At 65.5% G+C, this 16259-nt stretch carries 20 protein-coding genes; 9 read left to right on the top strand and 11 right to left on the bottom strand.

Translation table 11 applies throughout. The features are described from left to right. Positions 1-12 precede the first annotated feature (12 nt). Positions 13-597, bottom strand: a complete 585-nt coding sequence (petA, locus tag B215_RS0118185) for a ubiquinol-cytochrome c reductase iron-sulfur subunit (RefSeq protein WP_026009390.1) — start codon at positions 595-597, stop codon at positions 13-15. 215 nt (positions 598-812) lie between these two features. On the opposite strand from petA, the gene B215_RS0118180 reads away from it, so the two are divergent. Genes B215_RS0118180 through B215_RS0118170 form a run of 3 tightly spaced genes read left to right on the top strand, consistent with a single transcriptional unit; the run spans position 813 to position 2699 of the window. After that, on the top strand, positions 813-1262 hold the full coding sequence (locus B215_RS0118180; protein ID WP_019371072.1) for a tRNA (cytidine(34)-2'-O)-methyltransferase: 450 nt from the start codon (positions 813-815) through the stop codon (positions 1260-1262). A 5-nt stretch (positions 1263-1267) separates the two neighbouring features. Beyond that, a complete protein-coding gene (hemF, locus tag B215_RS0118175) occupies positions 1268-2101 on the top strand; it encodes an oxygen-dependent coproporphyrinogen oxidase (RefSeq protein ID WP_173644884.1) in 834 nt (277 codons plus the stop codon). 1 nt (position 2102) lies between these two features. Then, positions 2103-2699, top strand: a complete 597-nt coding sequence (locus B215_RS0118170; RefSeq protein WP_019371070.1) for a GNAT family N-acetyltransferase — start codon at positions 2103-2105, stop codon at positions 2697-2699. Here B215_RS0118170 and B215_RS0118165 read toward each other — a convergent pair. Both B215_RS0118165 and B215_RS20425 read right to left on the bottom strand, forming a co-directional pair. Next, positions 2666-3418 carry a hypothetical protein gene (locus B215_RS0118165; protein WP_236704499.1) on the bottom strand — a complete coding sequence of 251 codons (753 nt, stop codon included), beginning with the start codon at positions 3416-3418 and terminating at the stop codon, positions 2666-2668. The genes B215_RS0118170 and B215_RS0118165 overlap by 34 nt on opposite strands. Next, positions 3415-4245, bottom strand: a complete 831-nt coding sequence (locus tag B215_RS20425; protein WP_019371068.1) for a hypothetical protein — start codon at positions 4243-4245, stop codon at positions 3415-3417. Before B215_RS20425 ends, B215_RS0118165 begins: the two co-directional genes overlap by 4 nt. A gap of 98 nt (positions 4246-4343) precedes the next feature. On the opposite strand from B215_RS20425, the gene lipB reads away from it, so the two are divergent. From lipB to B215_RS0118145, 3 genes are all read left to right on the top strand, one after another. Beyond that, a complete protein-coding gene (gene lipB / locus B215_RS0118155; RefSeq protein ID WP_019371067.1) occupies positions 4344-4988 on the top strand; it encodes a lipoyl(octanoyl) transferase LipB in 645 nt (214 codons plus the stop codon). Between the two features lie 104 nt (positions 4989-5092). Further along, positions 5093-5317, top strand: coding sequence for a hypothetical protein (locus B215_RS0118150; protein ID WP_019371066.1), 225 nt, complete (start codon positions 5093-5095; stop codon positions 5315-5317). Between the two features lie 177 nt (positions 5318-5494). After that, the gene (locus tag B215_RS0118145) at positions 5495-6175 is read left to right on the top strand and encodes a hypothetical protein (protein ID WP_019371065.1); all 681 of its coding nucleotides are present in this window, start codon (positions 5495-5497) and stop codon (positions 6173-6175) included. A 38-nt stretch (positions 6176-6213) separates the two neighbouring features. On the opposite strand, the gene queE is transcribed toward B215_RS0118145, so the two are convergent. From queE to hslO, 4 genes are all read right to left on the bottom strand, one after another. Then, positions 6214-6846 (bottom strand): 7-carboxy-7-deazaguanine synthase, encoded by a 633-nt coding sequence (gene queE / locus B215_RS0118140; RefSeq protein WP_019371064.1) that lies wholly within the window; start codon positions 6844-6846, stop codon positions 6214-6216. Then, the gene (gene queC, locus B215_RS0118135) at positions 6843-7535 is read right to left on the bottom strand and encodes a 7-cyano-7-deazaguanine synthase QueC (protein ID WP_019371063.1); all 693 of its coding nucleotides are present in this window, start codon (positions 7533-7535) and stop codon (positions 6843-6845) included. The genes queE and queC overlap by 4 nt, the downstream gene beginning before the upstream one ends. A gap of 148 nt (positions 7536-7683) precedes the next feature. After that, positions 7684-8115 (bottom strand): hypothetical protein, encoded by a 432-nt coding sequence (locus tag B215_RS0118130; protein ID WP_236704498.1) that lies wholly within the window; start codon positions 8113-8115, stop codon positions 7684-7686. A gap of 79 nt (positions 8116-8194) precedes the next feature. Beyond that, positions 8195-9121: an Hsp33 family molecular chaperone HslO gene (gene hslO / locus B215_RS0118125; RefSeq protein WP_019371061.1), complete on the bottom strand. Its 927-nt coding sequence runs from the start codon at positions 9119-9121 to the stop codon at positions 8195-8197. A gap of 781 nt (positions 9122-9902) precedes the next feature. Here hslO and B215_RS0118120 point away from each other — a divergent pair. Both B215_RS0118120 and B215_RS0118115 read left to right on the top strand, forming a co-directional pair. Then, on the top strand, positions 9903-10265 hold the full coding sequence (locus B215_RS0118120) for a hypothetical protein (RefSeq protein ID WP_152997863.1): 363 nt from the start codon (positions 9903-9905) through the stop codon (positions 10263-10265). A gap of 73 nt (positions 10266-10338) precedes the next feature. Beyond that, on the top strand, positions 10339-11100 hold the full coding sequence (locus B215_RS0118115) for a hypothetical protein (RefSeq protein ID WP_019371059.1): 762 nt from the start codon (positions 10339-10341) through the stop codon (positions 11098-11100). A 135-nt stretch (positions 11101-11235) separates the two neighbouring features. On the opposite strand, the gene argF is transcribed toward B215_RS0118115, so the two are convergent. From argF to B215_RS0118095, 4 genes are all read right to left on the bottom strand, one after another. After that, a complete protein-coding gene (gene argF / locus B215_RS0118110) occupies positions 11236-12153 on the bottom strand; it encodes an ornithine carbamoyltransferase (RefSeq protein WP_019371058.1) in 918 nt (305 codons plus the stop codon). A gap of 151 nt (positions 12154-12304) precedes the next feature. Then, a complete protein-coding gene (locus B215_RS0118105) occupies positions 12305-13501 on the bottom strand; it encodes an aspartate aminotransferase family protein (RefSeq protein WP_019371057.1) in 1197 nt (398 codons plus the stop codon). 133 nt (positions 13502-13634) lie between these two features. After that, the gene (locus tag B215_RS0118100) at positions 13635-15038 is read right to left on the bottom strand and encodes a patatin-like phospholipase family protein (RefSeq protein ID WP_236704497.1); all 1404 of its coding nucleotides are present in this window, start codon (positions 15036-15038) and stop codon (positions 13635-13637) included. A 103-nt stretch (positions 15039-15141) separates the two neighbouring features. Next, positions 15142-15981 (bottom strand): ABC transporter permease, encoded by an 840-nt coding sequence (locus tag B215_RS0118095; protein ID WP_019371055.1) that lies wholly within the window; start codon positions 15979-15981, stop codon positions 15142-15144. A gap of 52 nt (positions 15982-16033) precedes the next feature. Between B215_RS0118095 and B215_RS0118090 the strand changes: the two genes are divergently transcribed. Next, positions 16034-16259, top strand: a 226-nt coding sequence (locus tag B215_RS0118090) for a GcrA family cell cycle regulator (RefSeq protein WP_019371054.1), incomplete at its 3' end; no start/stop codon positions are given.

The following is a 16259-nucleotide window of genomic DNA, read 5'->3' as shown; positions in this document are numbered from 1 at the left end:
CCAGGTCCCTCCTCACCCGACCACGACGACAGTGTCAGACGTGAAATTATATTCTGGTACTTCGAGATTCGTCGGCGCCGGCCCCTGCCGGATGCGACCTGCCGTATCATAGGCAGAGCCATGACACGGACAGAAATAGCCGCCGAACGGGCCGCGATTCTCGCCCTCGCCTGCCCCCAGCGGCACGCAACCGAGATGGGTACACACGCCCAGCGTAATCAGCCAGTTCTTATGGCCTTCCTTGGTCCGCTCCTCCAGCGTCTGCGGATCGCGCAGACTGGAAACCGGCACCGCATCGGCCTCCGCCATCTCCTTCGGCGTCAAATTGCGCACGAACAGCGGCTGCTTGCGGAAGCTAGCCTTGATGGCCTGGCCCGGCTCAATCGCGGCGAGGTTCACCTCGGTCGTCGAAAGTGCGAGCACATCGGCCGAGGGGTTCATCGAGTTGACCAGCGGCAGTACTACCACGCCAGCGCCCACCGCGGCCACCGAAACGGCGGCATAGGTCAGGTAGTCGCGACGACGGGGATTTTCCAAAATTTCGCCACCAGGGCCTACGGTCTGTTCGGGAGAAACGCCTTCTTCAAACGTTGCCATGCTCTAGCCCTTGCACTTCGAAACACTTCCGCGATTGCATCGCGGAGAGAGGAACGCGGACGAAACGAAGCCCAGTGCCGGCCGGGGTTCCGGTGGCTATCTTGGTTTTGATAGACGGCACGAAGCAGCTTTGCCAACAGGGATTTTCATTTCTTGTTCGATCCACTCCTCGCAACGCCATAATGTTGCACTGCAAAATGACTTGAGCGGCCTTGATGCGTATCGCCCTGTTTCAGCCTGAAATCGCCGGGAATGTGGGCACGATTTTGCGCCTCGCCGCCTGCCTCGGCGCCGCCGTCGATCTGATCGAGCCTATGGGTTTTCCCTGGGGCGATCGTGCCCGCAAACGCGCGGCGATGGACTATGACACTGCGTCGGAGGTGGTGCGCCATGCCGACTGGGAAGCGTTCGAAGCGCAGGTCCCTGCCCGGCTGGTGCTGTTCACCACGCGAGGAGGGATCCGCCTACCGCAAGCCCGCTTCGAGCCGGGCGACACGCTGCTGTTCGGCTCCGAAAGCAGCGGTGTGCCCGACCATGTCCATGCCCGCGCCGATCTCGGCGTGCGAATCCCGATCCGAGCGGAACTGCGCTCCTTGAACCTCGCAGTTGCAACGGGCATCGGGCTCGCCGAGGCATTACGCCAGACAGAAGGATTCCCGCAGTGATCGCCATGGACGAGCAACAACAGCGCGCCCGCGCTTGGTTTGAAAGCCTACGCGATTCGATCTGCGCCGAATTCGAAGCGATCGAGCGCGAGGCCGGATCGGACGCCACCTTCACCTATCTGCCATGGGACCGCCTCGATTCGAGCGGCGCGCCAGGCGGCGGTGGCGTGCGCGGTGTCATGAAGGGCCGCGTTTTCGAGAAAGTCGGGGTGAACGTCTCTACCGTCGGTGGGGCGTTCGAAGGCGATTTCGCCAAGACAATCCACGGCGCAGGGGAAGATCCCAGCTTCTTCGCCACCGGCATCAGCCTCGTCGCACACATGGCCAATCCGCACGTTCCCGCCGTGCACATGAACACGCGCTTCCTCACCACCACCAAACGCTGGTTCGGCGGCGGCGCCGATCTCAACCCGCCGCTGCCGCGAGACGAGGACACCGTCGAATTCCACGCGCGCCTGCAAGCAGCGTGCGACGCCCATGATCCCGCCTATTATCCGCGCTTCAAGGCATGGGCGGACGAGTATTTCTACATTCCCCACCGCCAGGTGCATCGCGGCGTGGGCGGCATCTTCTACGACCATCTCGAAGGCGACTGGGAATCGGACTTCGCTTTCACCCAGGATGTCGGCAGTGCGTTTCTGGACGTATTCCCGCGCCTCGTCCGTCGGCGGATGCATGAAGTTTTCGATGAGGCTGATCGCCAGCGCCAGCTCGAATGGCGGGGCCGCTATGCGGAGTTCAACCTGATCTATGACCGCGGCACATTGTTCGGCCTGAAGACCGGCGGCAATGTCGACGCGATCCTGATGAGCCTTCCGCCGATGGCAGCCTGGAGCTGAGATGGGGTTGTTGCCGGTCGCCAACGATCAGATCGCCACGATCGTCACCGCGCTGGAGATGCGGGAGCGTCCGCGACCCCGCCCGTTGCCTTTATCGCCTTTCCGGCTGGTCCATTGGCCGGCGCCGGACAGCGACAAGTATCGCGCGCTGTTCCGCCGGGTGGGTACGCCCTGGCTGTGGTTCTCGCGGCTGGTGATGGAGGAAGCCGCGCTCCGCCGGATCCTCGACGATTCGGCCGTTATGGTCCATGCTGTGGTCGATCGCGCGGGCGTGGAAGTGGGCATGCTCGAGCTGGATTATCGCAGCACCGGAACCTGCGAGCTCTCGTTCGTGGGGCTTGTGCCGGAAATCACCGGCAAGGGCCATGGCAACTGGCTGATGGGGCATGCGCTGGCGCTGGCCTGGCGCAAGGACGTGACACGCGTCTGGGTGCATACCTGCACGCTCGATCACCCGGCGGCGCTGGGCTTTTACCGCCGACACGGCTTCTTACCCTATCAGCGGACGATCGAGACATTTGCCGATCCGCGCTCCGCCGGCATCCTGCCGGCCGAGGCGGCGCCTCACATTCCCTGCCTGGTCCCGGTGGCGCGATAGGCGGCAAGCCGGAGCAGCGTTAGCGCCGTCCATATCCCCGCGCCCACCATCGAGATCAGCAGGAAGCTGAGCGTTTCCGCGACGCCGCCGCCGCCGAACAGTCCCGCGACTAGGCCCACCACCACGCTGCCGATCGCCATGACACCGAGTCCGCCGACGAACACGACGGCAGCGACGGCGAGCAAAATAAATCCGGCAGAGCCGCGGCTGCGCACCCAGCCTTCGCGCAAGGCGCCGGTAAGCCCAGCCTTCGGGTTGGCGGCAAGCGCAGGCGCCGCCAACCAGGTGCGTGCAAACACGAACAAGCCCGGCACAATGAACAGCGAAATGCCAAGGGAGAAAGCGAAGCCGACGAGCAGCTCCAGCACCAGGAACGGGAACAGGCTGCGCAGCGTGTGCAACAGCACGCCGCCCAATGTGCGCCCTTCACCCTGCAGATACAGGTTCAGGATGGCGAAAATCCCGAAATCGATTCCGGCATTTGCCAGCGCGAGCGGCACGATGTTGGTCTGACCGAAGCGTTGGTAAAATTCCTGCAGCGCCGCAGCGGCTTGATCCGCCGGCACGTCGAGCGGCGGCGCGCTCGCGGCGATCAGCAGAATGATGCCGAGCATCGGTACCAAGAAGAACATGCCGGCGAGCGGGAGCAGCAACGTCCGTTCGGCACGCCACAGCGCGCCGGCGTCGGCGAAAAGAGCTGGAAAGCGGAGGGTCATCATGCGGCGGGATGCAGGTCCGGCTGCTCCGTGTCTCCGGCGAGCGCGACGTAAAGCTTCCCTTGGAAGGCGGCGAACACCACCATGAAGACCGACTGCACCGCCGCGACGACGAGCGATGTGAGCACTGTCGCCAGTGAAATGCCCGAACCGCCGCCCAGCACAAGTGCTAGCACGCTGCCGAACACCGCCTGCGCGGCAAGTTGGCAGACACTGGCCACCACGAGCAGCAGGATCAGTACGCCGACAATACGGAAAGTGTGCCGGCGGGTCAGCTGCCACGACCGGCCCAGCGATCCGAACAGCCCGCCTTCCCGCAGCAGCACCGGATTGACGACCACCAGCCGCACGAACAGCACGAGAATGATGACGAGCCATAGCAGAGAGTAGGCGCCAACCCGCATCGCCGTTGCCGGATCGACCTGCATCGATGCATTGGGTTGGCCAATCGCATTCAGATCATATCCTGCGGCAACCAGCATCACCACCATCGGCATGCCCAGCACGGCGGCGGCGATGCCGAGCGTCAGCGCCACGATCAGGGTGGCAAGCAGGCGGCGCCGGGCGACCTGCCCCGCTTCGCTGACGCCGCCGGCGCCGATCGCCAGCGCCGTCACTGCAAGCGATCCCCACATCGAGACGAGCCACAAGAGCAGTTGAACGACCAGTGCAACACCGCGCGCGACTCCGCCAGTCCCGGCCAAGGCCGACAGATTGGCGCTGATCCCGGCAGGAACGGCTAGGGCGAACAGCGCGAGCGGAACCAGGGCTCCTGCCCTGTCGCCCAGAAACTCCGCCGTCCGATCCCAGACAGCTCCCATCTTCGCCATGTGGCCAAATCCTTGCTTCAAGGCTCCGCCTGTTACCTGTCCCCCGGGCGGTTGCCAATGGCTTGCCTTGGCCCGCGGTTCGGCGCAATCGCGCAATCATGGACGAGACGATCGAATGGCGGGTGGAACCGCAGCCCCTCGATTACGCCGAGGCGCTGGCGGCGATGGAGGCCCGCGCCGCGGCCGTCACGGCGGGCGAGGCGCGCGAGCTGGTCTGGCTGCTCGAACATCCCCCAGTCTACACTGCCGGCACCAGCGCCGACCCCGCCGAGATGCTGGACCAGCGATTTCCCGTCCACCGCACCGGGCGGGGTGGCCGTTACACCTATCATGGGCCGGGCCAGCGGATCGGCTATGTCGTGCTGGACCTGCGCGAACGCAGACGGGACGTGCGCAACTATGTGCATGCGATCGAAGGTTGGGTAATCGCGGCTCTCGGCGAATGCGATATCGAGGCGTTCCGCGCGCCGGGCCGCATAGGCATTTGGACTTTCGATCGCGGCGTGGAAGCGAAGATCGGCGCGATCGGCGTACGGATTCGCCAATGGGTGACGCTGCACGGGTTCGCGATCAATCTCGATCCCGATCTGAGCCATTTCACGGGCATCGTGCCTTGCGGGATCGCGGAATTCCCCGTCACTAGCGCCGCTGCGCTGGGAAAGCCGATTGCGACGGAACGCTTCGACGCGGCGCTGAGCGCCACATTTTTGCCGTTTTTAGACGCTCTGGCTGGCGCGGGATAAATTCGAGACTTGAGGGTGTCCCTCGAACCGTCTAATGTCCATCACGGTTTGGGTATTAGCGGCGTAAACCGTCGTCCAAATCCACTATCTAGGGAGCTATTTACATGCGTGCAGTCCTTTCGAAGATCGTTGCTGGTTCGATGATCGCCGGTGCGGCCCTCCTGGCCTCGGCGTGCACCAACAACGAGAGCACCAACGTCACCAACACCACCGACGTCGTTGCCGAGAACACCACCGACGCGATGGTGACCAACGTTGACGCCGGCATGATGGACAACGGTGTTGTCGACAACGGCATGGCCGCTGAGAACACCACCAACGCGATGTAATCATCGCGCTTCGGCGTGTTTCTAAAAGGGCCGTTCGGGAAACCGGGCGGCCCTTTTTACATATCTGTGCAGAAGCGGCATCCATCCGTCGCATAATCCGGCGAACGGCAAAAAGGGGCTTGGGCGACGAATCGAAACGCCCTAACGAGCATGGTTTAGAATAACCATGAGGGCGGGATGCTCGTTCGTCGTATCAGTTTCGGCATCGCGGCCTTGGCGGGGTTCTGTCTTTCGGCACCTGCCTCGGCCCAGTTTTTCCTTCAGCCCGTCGATCTGGCGGGTGCACCGGTTACCGGTGAAGAACCCGGGATCATCGGCCCTGGGCTGCCGGGCGCAACCCCGGCGGAGCTCCGCGCCGCCTTGGTGTGGAACCTTCGCGCCGCCCTGAACGTCGCTGCGCTGCAGTGCCAATTCGAGCCGACGTTGATGACGCTCGAAAACTATAATGCACTGCTGGACGACCACGAAGTCGAACTTCGACAATCCTACGGAACGCTTGAGAAATATTTTATTAGAAAGGCCAAGACGGCGAAGATCGGGCAGATCGAGCTCGATCGGTTCGGAACGCGAGTCTATTCGAGTTTCTCCACCGTCTCTGGCCAGCTATCTTTCTGCCAGACGGCTGCCGTAATCGGCAGGGACGCGGTGTTCGCGCCGCGGGGCAGGCTGGGGGATGTCGCGATTGAGCGGATGCGCGAACTGCGGGCGAGCCTCGCTGCCTGGGGAGAGCAATATTTCCGCAGTCGCCGCGTCGCGCTCAGCCTGCCGTCCCAGCGCCCGCTACCGCCGTTCGGCAACGACAAGTGCTGGCGCAAGGGTGAATATTATTCGCGCAAGTGCGGGCCCCTCACCCGCTGACCCCGAGGAACGGGGGAGCGCCCTGCTTCCCCGCCCTATCAGCGCAGGCCCAGCAACTTGTGCGTCTGCAGGCTCAGCCGCCAGCGGGGTCGCGCCATTGCCAGCGCGATCGCCGCGGCCTTGTTCGCTTCGGCTTCGGCGTCGTCCATCGGCTGCACCAAAAAATGATCGAAGTCCCAGCCCTCGATCGCTTCGAGATCGGTACCGGGCTGCGGCCAGACCAGCTTGAGCTCGTCGCCCCGTTGCTGCACCACCGTGCTGCCCGCCTTGGGGCTGACGCAGACCCAGTCGATGCCCGGGTGCACCGGCAGCGTGCCGTTGGTCTCGATGGCGATGCGGAAGCCGCGGGCGTGTAGCGCCTCGACCAACGAATCATCGATCTGCAACATTGGTTCGCCGCCGGTCAGCACCACGAAGCGCGCGGCGCGGTCCGGACCCCAATGCCCTTCCGCCGCATCGGCCAGCGCGGTCGCATCGGCGAAGCGCCCCCCGCCCACCCCGTCGATGCCGACGAAGTCGGTGTCGCAGAACCGGCATACCGCCGACGCCCGGTCGACCTCGCGACCCGACCATAGATTGCACCCGGCGAAGCGCACGAACACCGCCCGCGCGCCGACATTCACCCCTTCGCCCTGCAGGGTTAGGAACATCTCCTTGACCGCATAGCTCATGGCTGGGCGGCGTACCGGGTCGGATCTGGCAGCCCCGCCTCGACAAAGCCCCGCGAGCGCAGCCGACAGCTGTCGCACAGGCCGCAATGCAATCCCTGGGGCGTCGGATCGTAGCAGGACCAGCTGAGCCCGGCATCCAGCCCCAGCCGCGCTGCTTCGCGGACGATGTCGGCCTTGCTCATATGCTGGAGCGGCGCCTGGATGCGGAACGGCTGGCCTTCCACGCCGGCCTTGGTAGCCAGTTCGGCGAGCTTCTCGAAGCCGGCGATGAATTCCGGCCGGCAATCGGGATAGCCCGAATAATCGAGCGCGTTCACGCCGATATACAGGTCCCGCGCCCCCGCCGCCTCGGCCCAGCCGAGTGCGAGGCTGAGGAAGATGGTGTTGCGTGCCGGAACATAGGTGACCGGAATGTCGCTGCCGACACCGCCCTTCGGCACATCGATATCGGCGGTAAGCGCCGAGCCGCCGAACGCGCGCAGATCGAGCGGCAGGACGACGTGTCGCTCTGCGCCGAGCATGGCGGCGATTCTGGCAGCGGCATCCAGCTCCACCTTGTGGCGCTGGTTGTAGTCGATCGAAAGCGCAAGCAGGCGGTGGCCGTCCTCGCGAGCCCGCGCGGCCGACACCATCGAATCAAGTCCGCCCGAAACCAGGGCGATGGCGATGCTGTGAGTCATCGGCGCCATTTAGGACGTCTCGCCGGCAAAAAAATGGCCGCCCCCGAAGGGACGGCCCGGAAAGGATAGAAATGGGAAAACCATCGCCGGAAAGAGCGTCTTTCCGGAACGCCACCCTTATAACCGCGCAAAGCTTAACAAATGGTAACCATGCGCTTCAGGAACATTCCCCGACACGCCGGGCCTCGTAGGTTTCCGAGAAGGGCTGACCGTCGATCACGCCCTGGACGTCCAAGCTGACCTGGCGCGGGGTATCGACGGTGATGCGGGTAAGCATGGTGCCATGGCCAGCACAGACGTTGCGCACGGTCGCGCGGCTCGCGGCGCTTTCCAGCAAGACGCGTTGGCACACCGCCGTGGCATGGCTGGGCCGCAGAATCTGATAGGGATCGCGCAGACACATCGGCCGTTCGTTGCCGTCCGCATCGCGCAGCAGCCACTTGCCCGGCTGCACCACGTTGACCGCGGGCACATCCGCACCCCGCACATTGGCCGCCGCACCCGGCCGCTGCTGCGCCGCCGCACCCGCCGTCACCAGACCGAGCCCGACGACTGCCGCCAGACGCATCCAGACAAACCCTCTGCTCACCCGTTCAAACTCCGTTCCGAAGGCGGCGCCGCTCCCACAGCGCCGCCCCCGTTCGACATATCATAGGGGAATTGCAACTTTACAACGCCGGCGGAACGAAATCCGCAAGTGCCACCGGGAACTGCTTCGAACAGAAGGCGCAATCGACCTTGATCACGCCACCCTCGTCAGCCATCGCCGCCCGCTCCTCTTCGGGGAACTTGGCGAGCACTTGCTGAATATAGTCCGCCCCGCAGCGACAGCCACGCGACAGATCATGCCCGGCAAGCATGCGGACTTCGGCTTCCTCGTTGAACAGCCGCCAGACCAGCCCTTCCAGCGGGATTGCGGGATCGGCCAGTTCGTCGGCGCCCATCGTGCCGCCCAGCGCCTCGACATGCTGCCATTCGGGATGATCGAGCCGCACATGCAAGCGCTCGCGGCCCACCTCGCCCTCCGGCAGATGCTGGAGGAACAGGCCGCCGGCGACGATCTTGCCGCTCGCCTTGTCCTTGTGCACGCCGAGGCGAACCAGCGTCGGGATCTGTTCCGACTGGAAGAAATAGTTCTGCGCCGCCTCGGCAATCGAAGCGCCTTCCAGCGGCACGATGCCCTGGTAGCGTTCCTTGGTGAGCGCCTGATCGAACGTTACCGCCAGATAGCCGCCGTTGAACAGCGACTTGAGCGACGGATTCTTGCCGAGCTGGCTGAGCCGCAGCGCATCGAACTGCACATAGCCGCGCAGCTCGCCATTCTTATAGTCGCACACCATCAGGCTGACGATGCCGCGCTGGGTCTGCGCCTGCAGCGTCATCTGCCCCTCGGCATCCTTGAGCGTGCTGCCGAGCAGCGCAGTGAGCGTCAGCGCCTCGGCCAGCAGCTTCTCGATCGGCGCCGGATAGGCATGGGCCGAGAGGATGTCGTTCAAGACCGGCCCAAGCCGCGCGACGCGGCCGCGGACATGGCGCTCGGGAATGGCAAAGCCGGTCACGCGATCGAGATCGGCGGCGGGAACGGGATGGGTCACTGGTCGTCTCCGGCATTCGGCTCGGCCGCGAGAAGTCGGGCTGACTCCACGCGTTCGGGCGAACGCATTTTCTGGGTTCGACGGCGTAGATAGGCGTTCCGTTGCCGGAAACAATGTTGGGCCGCGGGACGCCGGAGAGTGGTTAAGTTTAGGAAGTTTAGGCGCCCGACAGGTTCTGGCAGTGGCGGTGAAGTTTAGGAAGTTTAGGCCTGTGACGGTTTTCAAAGCGCCGCGAAGTTTAGGAAGTTTAGGCCTGCCGCCGGCGTTCCTCGGTCACGCCGGCTTCGGGAAGTTGAGACTTGTGACAGGTTGCGACAGGGATAAAGTTTAGGAAGTTTAGGCTTGTGACATAGCCGAAGTCACCGTGCTTTGGTGGGAGCAGGCGCCGCACCCGTTCACGCCGCGAGATGAAATGTCGTACAATGGGAGGTGATCGGACGCTGCGCGACTGCGGGAATGATGCTTTCTTCGACGCTCCCCTCCGGACGAGAAACGAGCACAGCTTCGGGAATCCGACTTTGGGGCGGATACGGTCACCATCGGCCCGTTATTGCGACCTGCTGATTGAGCAGACCATAGATGGGGTCTAACGATGGCAAAGAGCGCACCTCCGCCGCGAGGCGAGAGAACATATATGGAACATGCTATAGTTTGCAAGCCCGTCCGATCCCTGGCGCAACGCACATAAAGCCGCGCGGAAACCCGGAGCGGAGCGAGTATAGGCTGGGTGCCCGAATGGCAGCGTTATGCCACCGCGTGCTCCGGACAGGATCGAGGCACCGTGTCGATGCTAGTCGAGAACCCGCTGGGTACCATCATTTTCCGCGCTGGACTCGCGGCACTCGCGGCACTCGCGGCAGCGCTTCACGCCATTGCCGCCGCGCCCATGCAAACCACCAGCGAAGCTGCGGGAGAGGAGATCGTGGTGACCGGCACGCGGTTGCAGCCCATAAAGGTGGATTATCGATTGCGGGGCGCTTTGATGACCGCTTGCATCCCGCGTGACGCGCAGCAGGATCGCGATGCCGTGGCCGCCATCTGCGACCTGATCCAGGACTGCGCCTTGAAGGGCAGGAGGGCAAAGCCCGAGCTTTCCGCCTGCGTAGCGGACAGACTGGCACGCAAACATCGTCGTGATCCATGACGGGAATGGAGCGGACGGCAAAGGGATAGGGCCAAGCCGCACCGCGCCGCCATCGGCATGCTATGAAGCAGGTATGAAGCTTTCCGCGCTCTCCTTCGCCGCGCTCGCCGCGTCCGTGCAGCCGCGCGGCAACGGTGGCCTCGCACCCGCCGCACCGCCCTCCAAGAAGGAGGAAATGGCCGCGCGCAAGCTGCAGTCGGCGAGGGACGCCGTCGCCACGCTGGCCATGGTGAAGACGCGGAGCAAGGACGACGAAAAGGCCCGCGCCGCCGAGAAGGTGAAGCAGCTCAAGGCACGGCTGCAGGCGCTGAAGATGCTCTATGCGGGCGATCCGAAGAAGCTCGCCAAGGCCGCCGCACAGATCGCGCGCGAGCTTGCCGGGGCGGTGAAGAGCTATGTCAGCGCCGGGGGCAATGCGGGCGATCTGGGCGGGGCGGCGGATGCAGGCGCGCCGGCCGCGAGTGCCGGTCCGGTCGAGGGCATGGAGGGGAACGCGCAGGGTTCCGTCCCGGCCGAGAGCACCGAGACTCCGACGAAGGACGCGGCGGGCGGCGACAAGGCAGATGCCAAGCCCGACGGGGCCGCGCCCGGCCTGGGCACGTCCGACGGGGGCAAAAGTGCTGCGCAAACCGCCCGGGACAAGGCCGATGAGGATTTCAAGAACGAGGTGCGGGACCTTGCCCGTGCGCTCAAGGCGGCACTGCGGCGAAAGGAGCGCAGGGACGATGACGACGATCGGCGCTCCGGCGAGCAGGCACTGGCGACGGTGGACCAAGCGGTAGGCGCGCTGCCGATCGCCGACGTCGGCGCGGTGAGCGCACTGGCGGGGATCTGAGCGTAGTCGCACATCAGATGATCCTCCCCCGCCAAGGGGAGGCGACGGAGGGGCGGATGGCGGCCCGCCCACCGACAGGCTCCCTCCCCCTCCGTCAGGCTGCGCCTGACACCGCCCCCTGGCAGGGGAGGATCTTTATAGCTGCCCGAAGCACCAGCGCAGGACGGACTTCTGCGCGTGGAGGCGGTTCTCCGCCTCGGGCCAGATCAGCGACTGGGGCCCGTCGATCACCGCGTCGGTCACTTCCTCGCCGCGATGCGCGGGCAGGCAGTGGAGGAAGCGGGCGTCGGGCTTGGCGGCGGCCATCAGCGCCTCGTCCACCTGGAACGGCATCATCGCCTTGAGCTTGGTCTCGGCATGGGCCTGGCCCATCGAGATCCAGGTATCGGTGACGATGATGTCCGCGCCTTCCACCGCCTCGCGCGCGGTGCCGACCACACGGGCACGGCCACGCCCACGGGCGACATCGGCATCGCTCGGCTGATAGCCCTGCGGGCAAGCGGCGACGACGTCGAACTGCATCAGCCCGCCGGCCTCCATGATCGAGGCGAGCACGTTGTTGCCGTCGCCCAGCCACGCGACCTTGAGGCCCGGCAGCGCCTTGCCGCTTTCGAGGATGGTCAGCAGGTCGGCCATGATCTGGCAGGGGTGCGACGCGTCCGTCAGGCCGTTGATCACCGGCACCGTCGCGTACTTCGCCATGTCGAGCACCTTCTGGTGATCGTCGGTGCGGATCATGATCGCGTCGACATAGCCCGAGAGGACGCGCGCGGTATCGGCAATGCTTTCGCCGCGGCCGAGCTGCATCGAGCCGGCGTCCATCACGATGCTGGTGCCGCCGAGCTGGCGGATCGCCATGTCGAAGGAGACGCGGGTGCGGGTGGAGTTCTTCTCGAAGATCATCGCCAGGACATGGCCGGCGAGCGGCGCGTCGGCATCCGGCTTGCCCTTGGGCCAGCCAGCACGGGCGGCCTTGCGCGCCATCGCGTCGTTCAGCATCGCCGCGATGGCATCCGGTCCGGCATCGGTGAGATCGATAAAGTGGCGGGTCATTTCCAAATCCTCCCCGGCACGGGAAGGGGGACCGCGACGCGGAGCGTCGGAGTGGAGGGGGGTCTCCACCAGCGACGCCCTTTGCGGAGAACCCCCTCCACCATGCTTCGCATGGTCCCCCTCCCCGTCCCGGGGAGGATCGGTTCAGTCCTCAGGCCGCAGCCGCCGTGGCGAAGCTGCGCGCGCCGGCGCTGAGCTTCTCGATTGCCTCGGCGATATGGCTTTCCTCGATCACCAGCGGCGGCAGAATACGGACGACATTCTCGCCCGCCGCCACGGTGAGCAGCCCGTGATGATCGCGCAGATGCGCGACGAAGCTGCGCGCCTCCGCCTCGGGCTTCAGCTTGATGCCGAGCATCAGGCCAAGGCCGCGAACTTCCTCGAACAGGTGATCGTGGTTGGGGAGCAGCTGTTCGAGCGAACTGCGCAGCCGATCGCCCATCTTGGTGACGTTTTCGAGGAACCCGTCCGCGAGCATCACGTCGAGCACTGCTTCGCCCGCCGCCATGGCGAGCGGGTTGCCGCCATAGGTGGAGCCGTGCGTGCCGAACACCATGCCCTTGGCCGCTTCCTCGGTGGCGAGGCAGGCGCCGAGCGGGAAGCCGCCGCCGATGCCCTTGGCCGAGGCGAGGATGTCCGGCGTGATGCCGTAATGCTCGTACGCCCACATCTTGCCGCTGCGACCATAGCCGCACTGGACTTCGTCCAGCACCAGCAGCAGGCCGTGCGCGTCCGCGGCCTTGCGCAGGCCCTGGATGAATTGCGGCGTGCCGGCGCTGATGCCGCCTTCGCCCTGCACGGTTTCGACCAGGAAGCCGGCGGTCTCGCCGTCGATCTTGGCGAGCGCGCCCTCGAGATCGTTGAACGCGACATAGTCGAAGCCCGGCGCCAGCGGCTCGAAGCCGTCACGCATCTTCGCCTGATCGGTCGCCGAGATCGCGCCCATGGTGCGGCCGTGGAAGGCGTTCTTGAAGGTGATCAGCTTGTGGCGCTGCGGGTTGCCGTTCACATGGTGATAGCGGCGCGCGGTCTTGATCGCGCACTCGATCGCCTCGGCGCCCGAATTGGTGAAGAACACCGTATCGGCGAAGCTGTTGTCGACGATGCGCTGCGCCAGCGCCTCGCCCTGGGGGCTGCCGTACAGGTTCGACACGTGCATCAGCGTGGCCGCCTGATCGGCGATCGCCTTCACCAGATGCGGGTGGCCATGGCCCAGCGCGTTGACGGCGATACCGGCGGCGAAATCGAGATAGCGCTCCCCTCGTTCGCCGATCAGGTAGCAGCCCTCGCCTCGCACCGGCCGCACATCGCACCGCGGGTAGACGGGCATGAGCGGGGTGATGGTCATGGGAACTGTACCTCCTGAACAAAACGAAAAAGGGTGGATGGAACTCCAGAAACGCAAAAGGGCGGCCTATCCCCGGCCGCCCAGTCGCGTCTCTACGGCGGCATGGGGCCGCAGGTCAACCGTGCCGTTCGTGCTACCGCGCCACGCTGTGGTTCCATTGCTGCGCGGCGCCGCGCGAACGGCCGTAATCGGCGGTGCACGCCATGTACCAGGGATAGAATTGCAGCGGCTTCGCCTTGGCGTCGATCGCCTGCCAGGCCGCGCAGGTCTTGCCATTGAAGACATGGTCGTCTGGCCGCTCGCCGCCGGGGATGTCGGCGTTGCTGAGAAAGGCCATGTCCAGCCCGCCCTTGGCGATGCCCAGCTGCTCGACGCTGGCAGCCGAGAAGCGGTAGACCTGCGTTTCCATCAGGTCGACGGCGCGCAGCGCGGCGGTGACGGCCGACCAGCGCTGCATCGGCTGGCCGGTGCCGCTCCAGCTGCCCACGTCCATCGTCGTGTTGACCATGAGCATGATGTGGCCCCTGCCCTCGCCGCCGGCGCCCTTGATCGCGGCCATCACCGGTTCGAGGAACATGCCGAAGCGGGCGCCGCCATCCATGTACATCTGGGTGGCCTTCGCGGTCTGCAGCGTGATCGGCGGCACGCCGGGCGGGACGGAGGAGGAAGCGAGCATCGCATCGACATAGCAGCCCTGGAGGCGCGCCAGCTCGGCAGGCGAGTCGGTATCGAGCGCGCGGGCGGCGAGCTCGGTCATGTCGATGCCATAGCCTTCGCCGTCGTCGAGGTTGCTTACCCCTACGAACAGCTGGCGCTTCTGGTCGCGCCATTCGCGACCGACGGCGCGCAGCGTGCCGGGCGTCATCACCTTGAGCAGCCGCGCCCGCAGCGGGCCGAAGCTGGCGGTGGAGCCCTTGAGCACCACGCCCATCGCAGCACCGCCGGCGCGCTTGCGCATCAGATCGGCTTCCTCGGCGATCGAATAGGCAAGCACGAGATCGCCGACGTTCGACGTGCCCGGCTTCACCACCAGCCCGGTGGCGCCGTCCTGCCCGGACATCGGGCCATCGACCCAGCTATAGTCGGTGCGGTCCGCCGGCACCGGCTGGTTGGCGAGGAACAAGAGGGTGCTCTGCAGCGAACCGGTGCTGACGCCGGTGACGATGTCCCAGCTGGGCAGCTTTGCCATGCCGTAGAAGAAGCCCGCGCCGAACGCGCCGTGCTGGCCGCCGCCGCTCAGTGCGAGGAACTGATCGGATGCTGGCTCGCCCTTGGCGGCTTCGGCGCCGAGCAGCGGCTGGCGGATCCTGCGGCGCTCGCTGAGCAGCGCGCCCAGGCGGGCGCTGGTCCCGTCCTGCACCGAGGCGGCGCCTGCCACCGCATCGAGCCGCAGCGGCGCCTGGCGCCAGCGCGGTCCGACGGTGAGCGGCACGACCTGATAGTTGCAGCCGAGAATCGGCTTGGGCCGGGGCTGGCTACAGCCGGCGACGGAAAGTCCCGCCGCGGCAAGCAGCACCAGCGAACGCAGCAATCGCATGATTTCCCCCATGACGTTGCGACTCCGCCCCCGCGAAGTCTTTCGCCATGGTCTTATGCACGATTTCGTTTGGAATTCGTAACGACGCTTTTGCTTTGCCGGCTCAGCTCTTGATCTTCCAGCCGCGGCGCAACAGCCCGTAGCAGAACAGCGCCAGCGCTACGTTGAGCGTCAGGATCACGCCGGTGCCCAGCAGGACCGGCGAATCGGCCACGCCGAGGAAGCCGTAGCGGAAGCCGGAGATGATATAGAAGAAGGGGTTGGCATGGCTGATCGCGCGGAACACCGGCGAGAGATTGTCGACGGAGTAGAAGGTGCCCGACAGCAGCGACAGCGGCGCCACGACGAAGTTGGTGATCGCCGCGGCATGATCGAACTTTTCCGCCCAGATCGAGGTGAGCACGCCCATCAGCGCCAGGAACAGCGAGCCCAGGAAGCCGAACCACAGCACCGCCCAGAGATGCGCGGGCATGACGTGCACGCCCCACAGCGCCATTGCCAACCACACCGTGCCGCCGACGCAGAACGCCCGCGTCACCGCACCGCCGGCCAGCGCCGCCAGCATCTCGCCCGTGGACAAGGGCGGCATCAGATAATCGACGATGGTGCCCTGGATCTTGCCGACCAGCAGCGAGAAGCTGGCATTGGCGAAGGCGTTCTGCAGCATGCCCATCACGATCAGGCCGGGGGCAATGAAATCGGCATAGGGAACGGCGCGGCCATCGAGCACCACCACCCGGCCATTTCCGCCGAGCGCGACGGTAAAGATCACCAGATACAGCAGCGTGGTGACGGCTGGCGCCCACACCGTCTGGAGCTGCACCTTGAAGAAACGGCGCACCTCCTTGATATAGAGGGTGCGCAAGCCTCCCCAGTTGACGTTGCGAATCACCGGAACGCCCGGCTCGGGAAGCTGTGAACCGATTTCGGGGTGGCTGCTCATGGCGCGATCGCGTACCCGCTGACGCCGCCGCCCGCAAGACGAAGGAACCAAAGTGAGCTGGACCGACGAGCGTATCGAAACGCTGAAGAAGATGTGGGACAGCGGCCTGACCGCCACCCAGATCGCCGAGGAACTGGGCGGCGTTTCGCGCAACGCGGTGATCGGCAAGGCGCATCGCCTGGGCCTGCCGTCGCGCCCCTCGCCGGTAAAGGCCAACGAAGCCAAGGCCGCGGCCGCCGCCGCCGCCGCGGCCGCGCCCGCGGCCGAGCCCAAGCCGG

Source organism: Sphingomonas sp. ATCC 31555 (assembly GCF_000282895.1).
Lineage (GTDB): Bacteria > Pseudomonadota > Alphaproteobacteria > Sphingomonadales > Sphingomonadaceae > Sphingomonas.
Note: the sequence above shows the minus strand (reverse complement) of the source record. Positions and strands in the feature narration are given on the sequence as shown.

Bases quoted from the DNA above. Each gene is read 5' to 3' on its own strand.
- petA (WP_026009390.1), bottom strand. From the start codon at position 597: ATGGCAACGTTTGAAGAAGGCGTTTCTCCCGAACAGACCGTAGGCCCT.
- B215_RS0118180 (WP_019371072.1), top strand. From the start codon at position 813: ATGCGTATCGCCCTGTTTCAGCCTGAAATCGCCGGGAATGTGGGCACG.
- hemF (WP_173644884.1), top strand. From the start codon at position 1,268: ATGGACGAGCAACAACAGCGCGCCCGCGCTTGGTTTGAAAGCCTACGC.
- B215_RS0118170 (WP_019371070.1), top strand. From the start codon at position 2,103: ATGGGGTTGTTGCCGGTCGCCAACGATCAGATCGCCACGATCGTCACC.
- B215_RS0118165 (WP_236704499.1), bottom strand. From the start codon at position 3,418: ATGATGACCCTCCGCTTTCCAGCTCTTTTCGCCGACGCCGGCGCGCTG.
- B215_RS20425 (WP_019371068.1), bottom strand. From the start codon at position 4,245: ATGGCGAAGATGGGAGCTGTCTGGGATCGGACGGCGGAGTTTCTGGGC.
- lipB (WP_019371067.1), top strand. From the start codon at position 4,344: ATGGACGAGACGATCGAATGGCGGGTGGAACCGCAGCCCCTCGATTAC.
- B215_RS0118150 (WP_019371066.1), top strand. From the start codon at position 5,093: ATGCGTGCAGTCCTTTCGAAGATCGTTGCTGGTTCGATGATCGCCGGT.
- B215_RS0118145 (WP_019371065.1), top strand. From the start codon at position 5,495: ATGCTCGTTCGTCGTATCAGTTTCGGCATCGCGGCCTTGGCGGGGTTC.
- queE (WP_019371064.1), bottom strand. From the start codon at position 6,846: ATGAGCTATGCGGTCAAGGAGATGTTCCTAACCCTGCAGGGCGAAGGG.
- queC (WP_019371063.1), bottom strand. From the start codon at position 7,535: ATGGCGCCGATGACTCACAGCATCGCCATCGCCCTGGTTTCGGGCGGA.
- B215_RS0118115 (WP_019371059.1), top strand. From the start codon at position 10,339: ATGAAGCTTTCCGCGCTCTCCTTCGCCGCGCTCGCCGCGTCCGTGCAG.
- argF (WP_019371058.1), bottom strand. From the start codon at position 12,153: ATGACCCGCCACTTTATCGATCTCACCGATGCCGGACCGGATGCCATC.
- B215_RS0118105 (WP_019371057.1), bottom strand. From the start codon at position 13,501: ATGACCATCACCCCGCTCATGCCCGTCTACCCGCGGTGCGATGTGCGG.
- B215_RS0118100 (WP_236704497.1), bottom strand. From the start codon at position 15,038: ATGCGATTGCTGCGTTCGCTGGTGCTGCTTGCCGCGGCGGGACTTTCC.
- B215_RS0118095 (WP_019371055.1), bottom strand. From the start codon at position 15,981: ATGAGCAGCCACCCCGAAATCGGTTCACAGCTTCCCGAGCCGGGCGTT.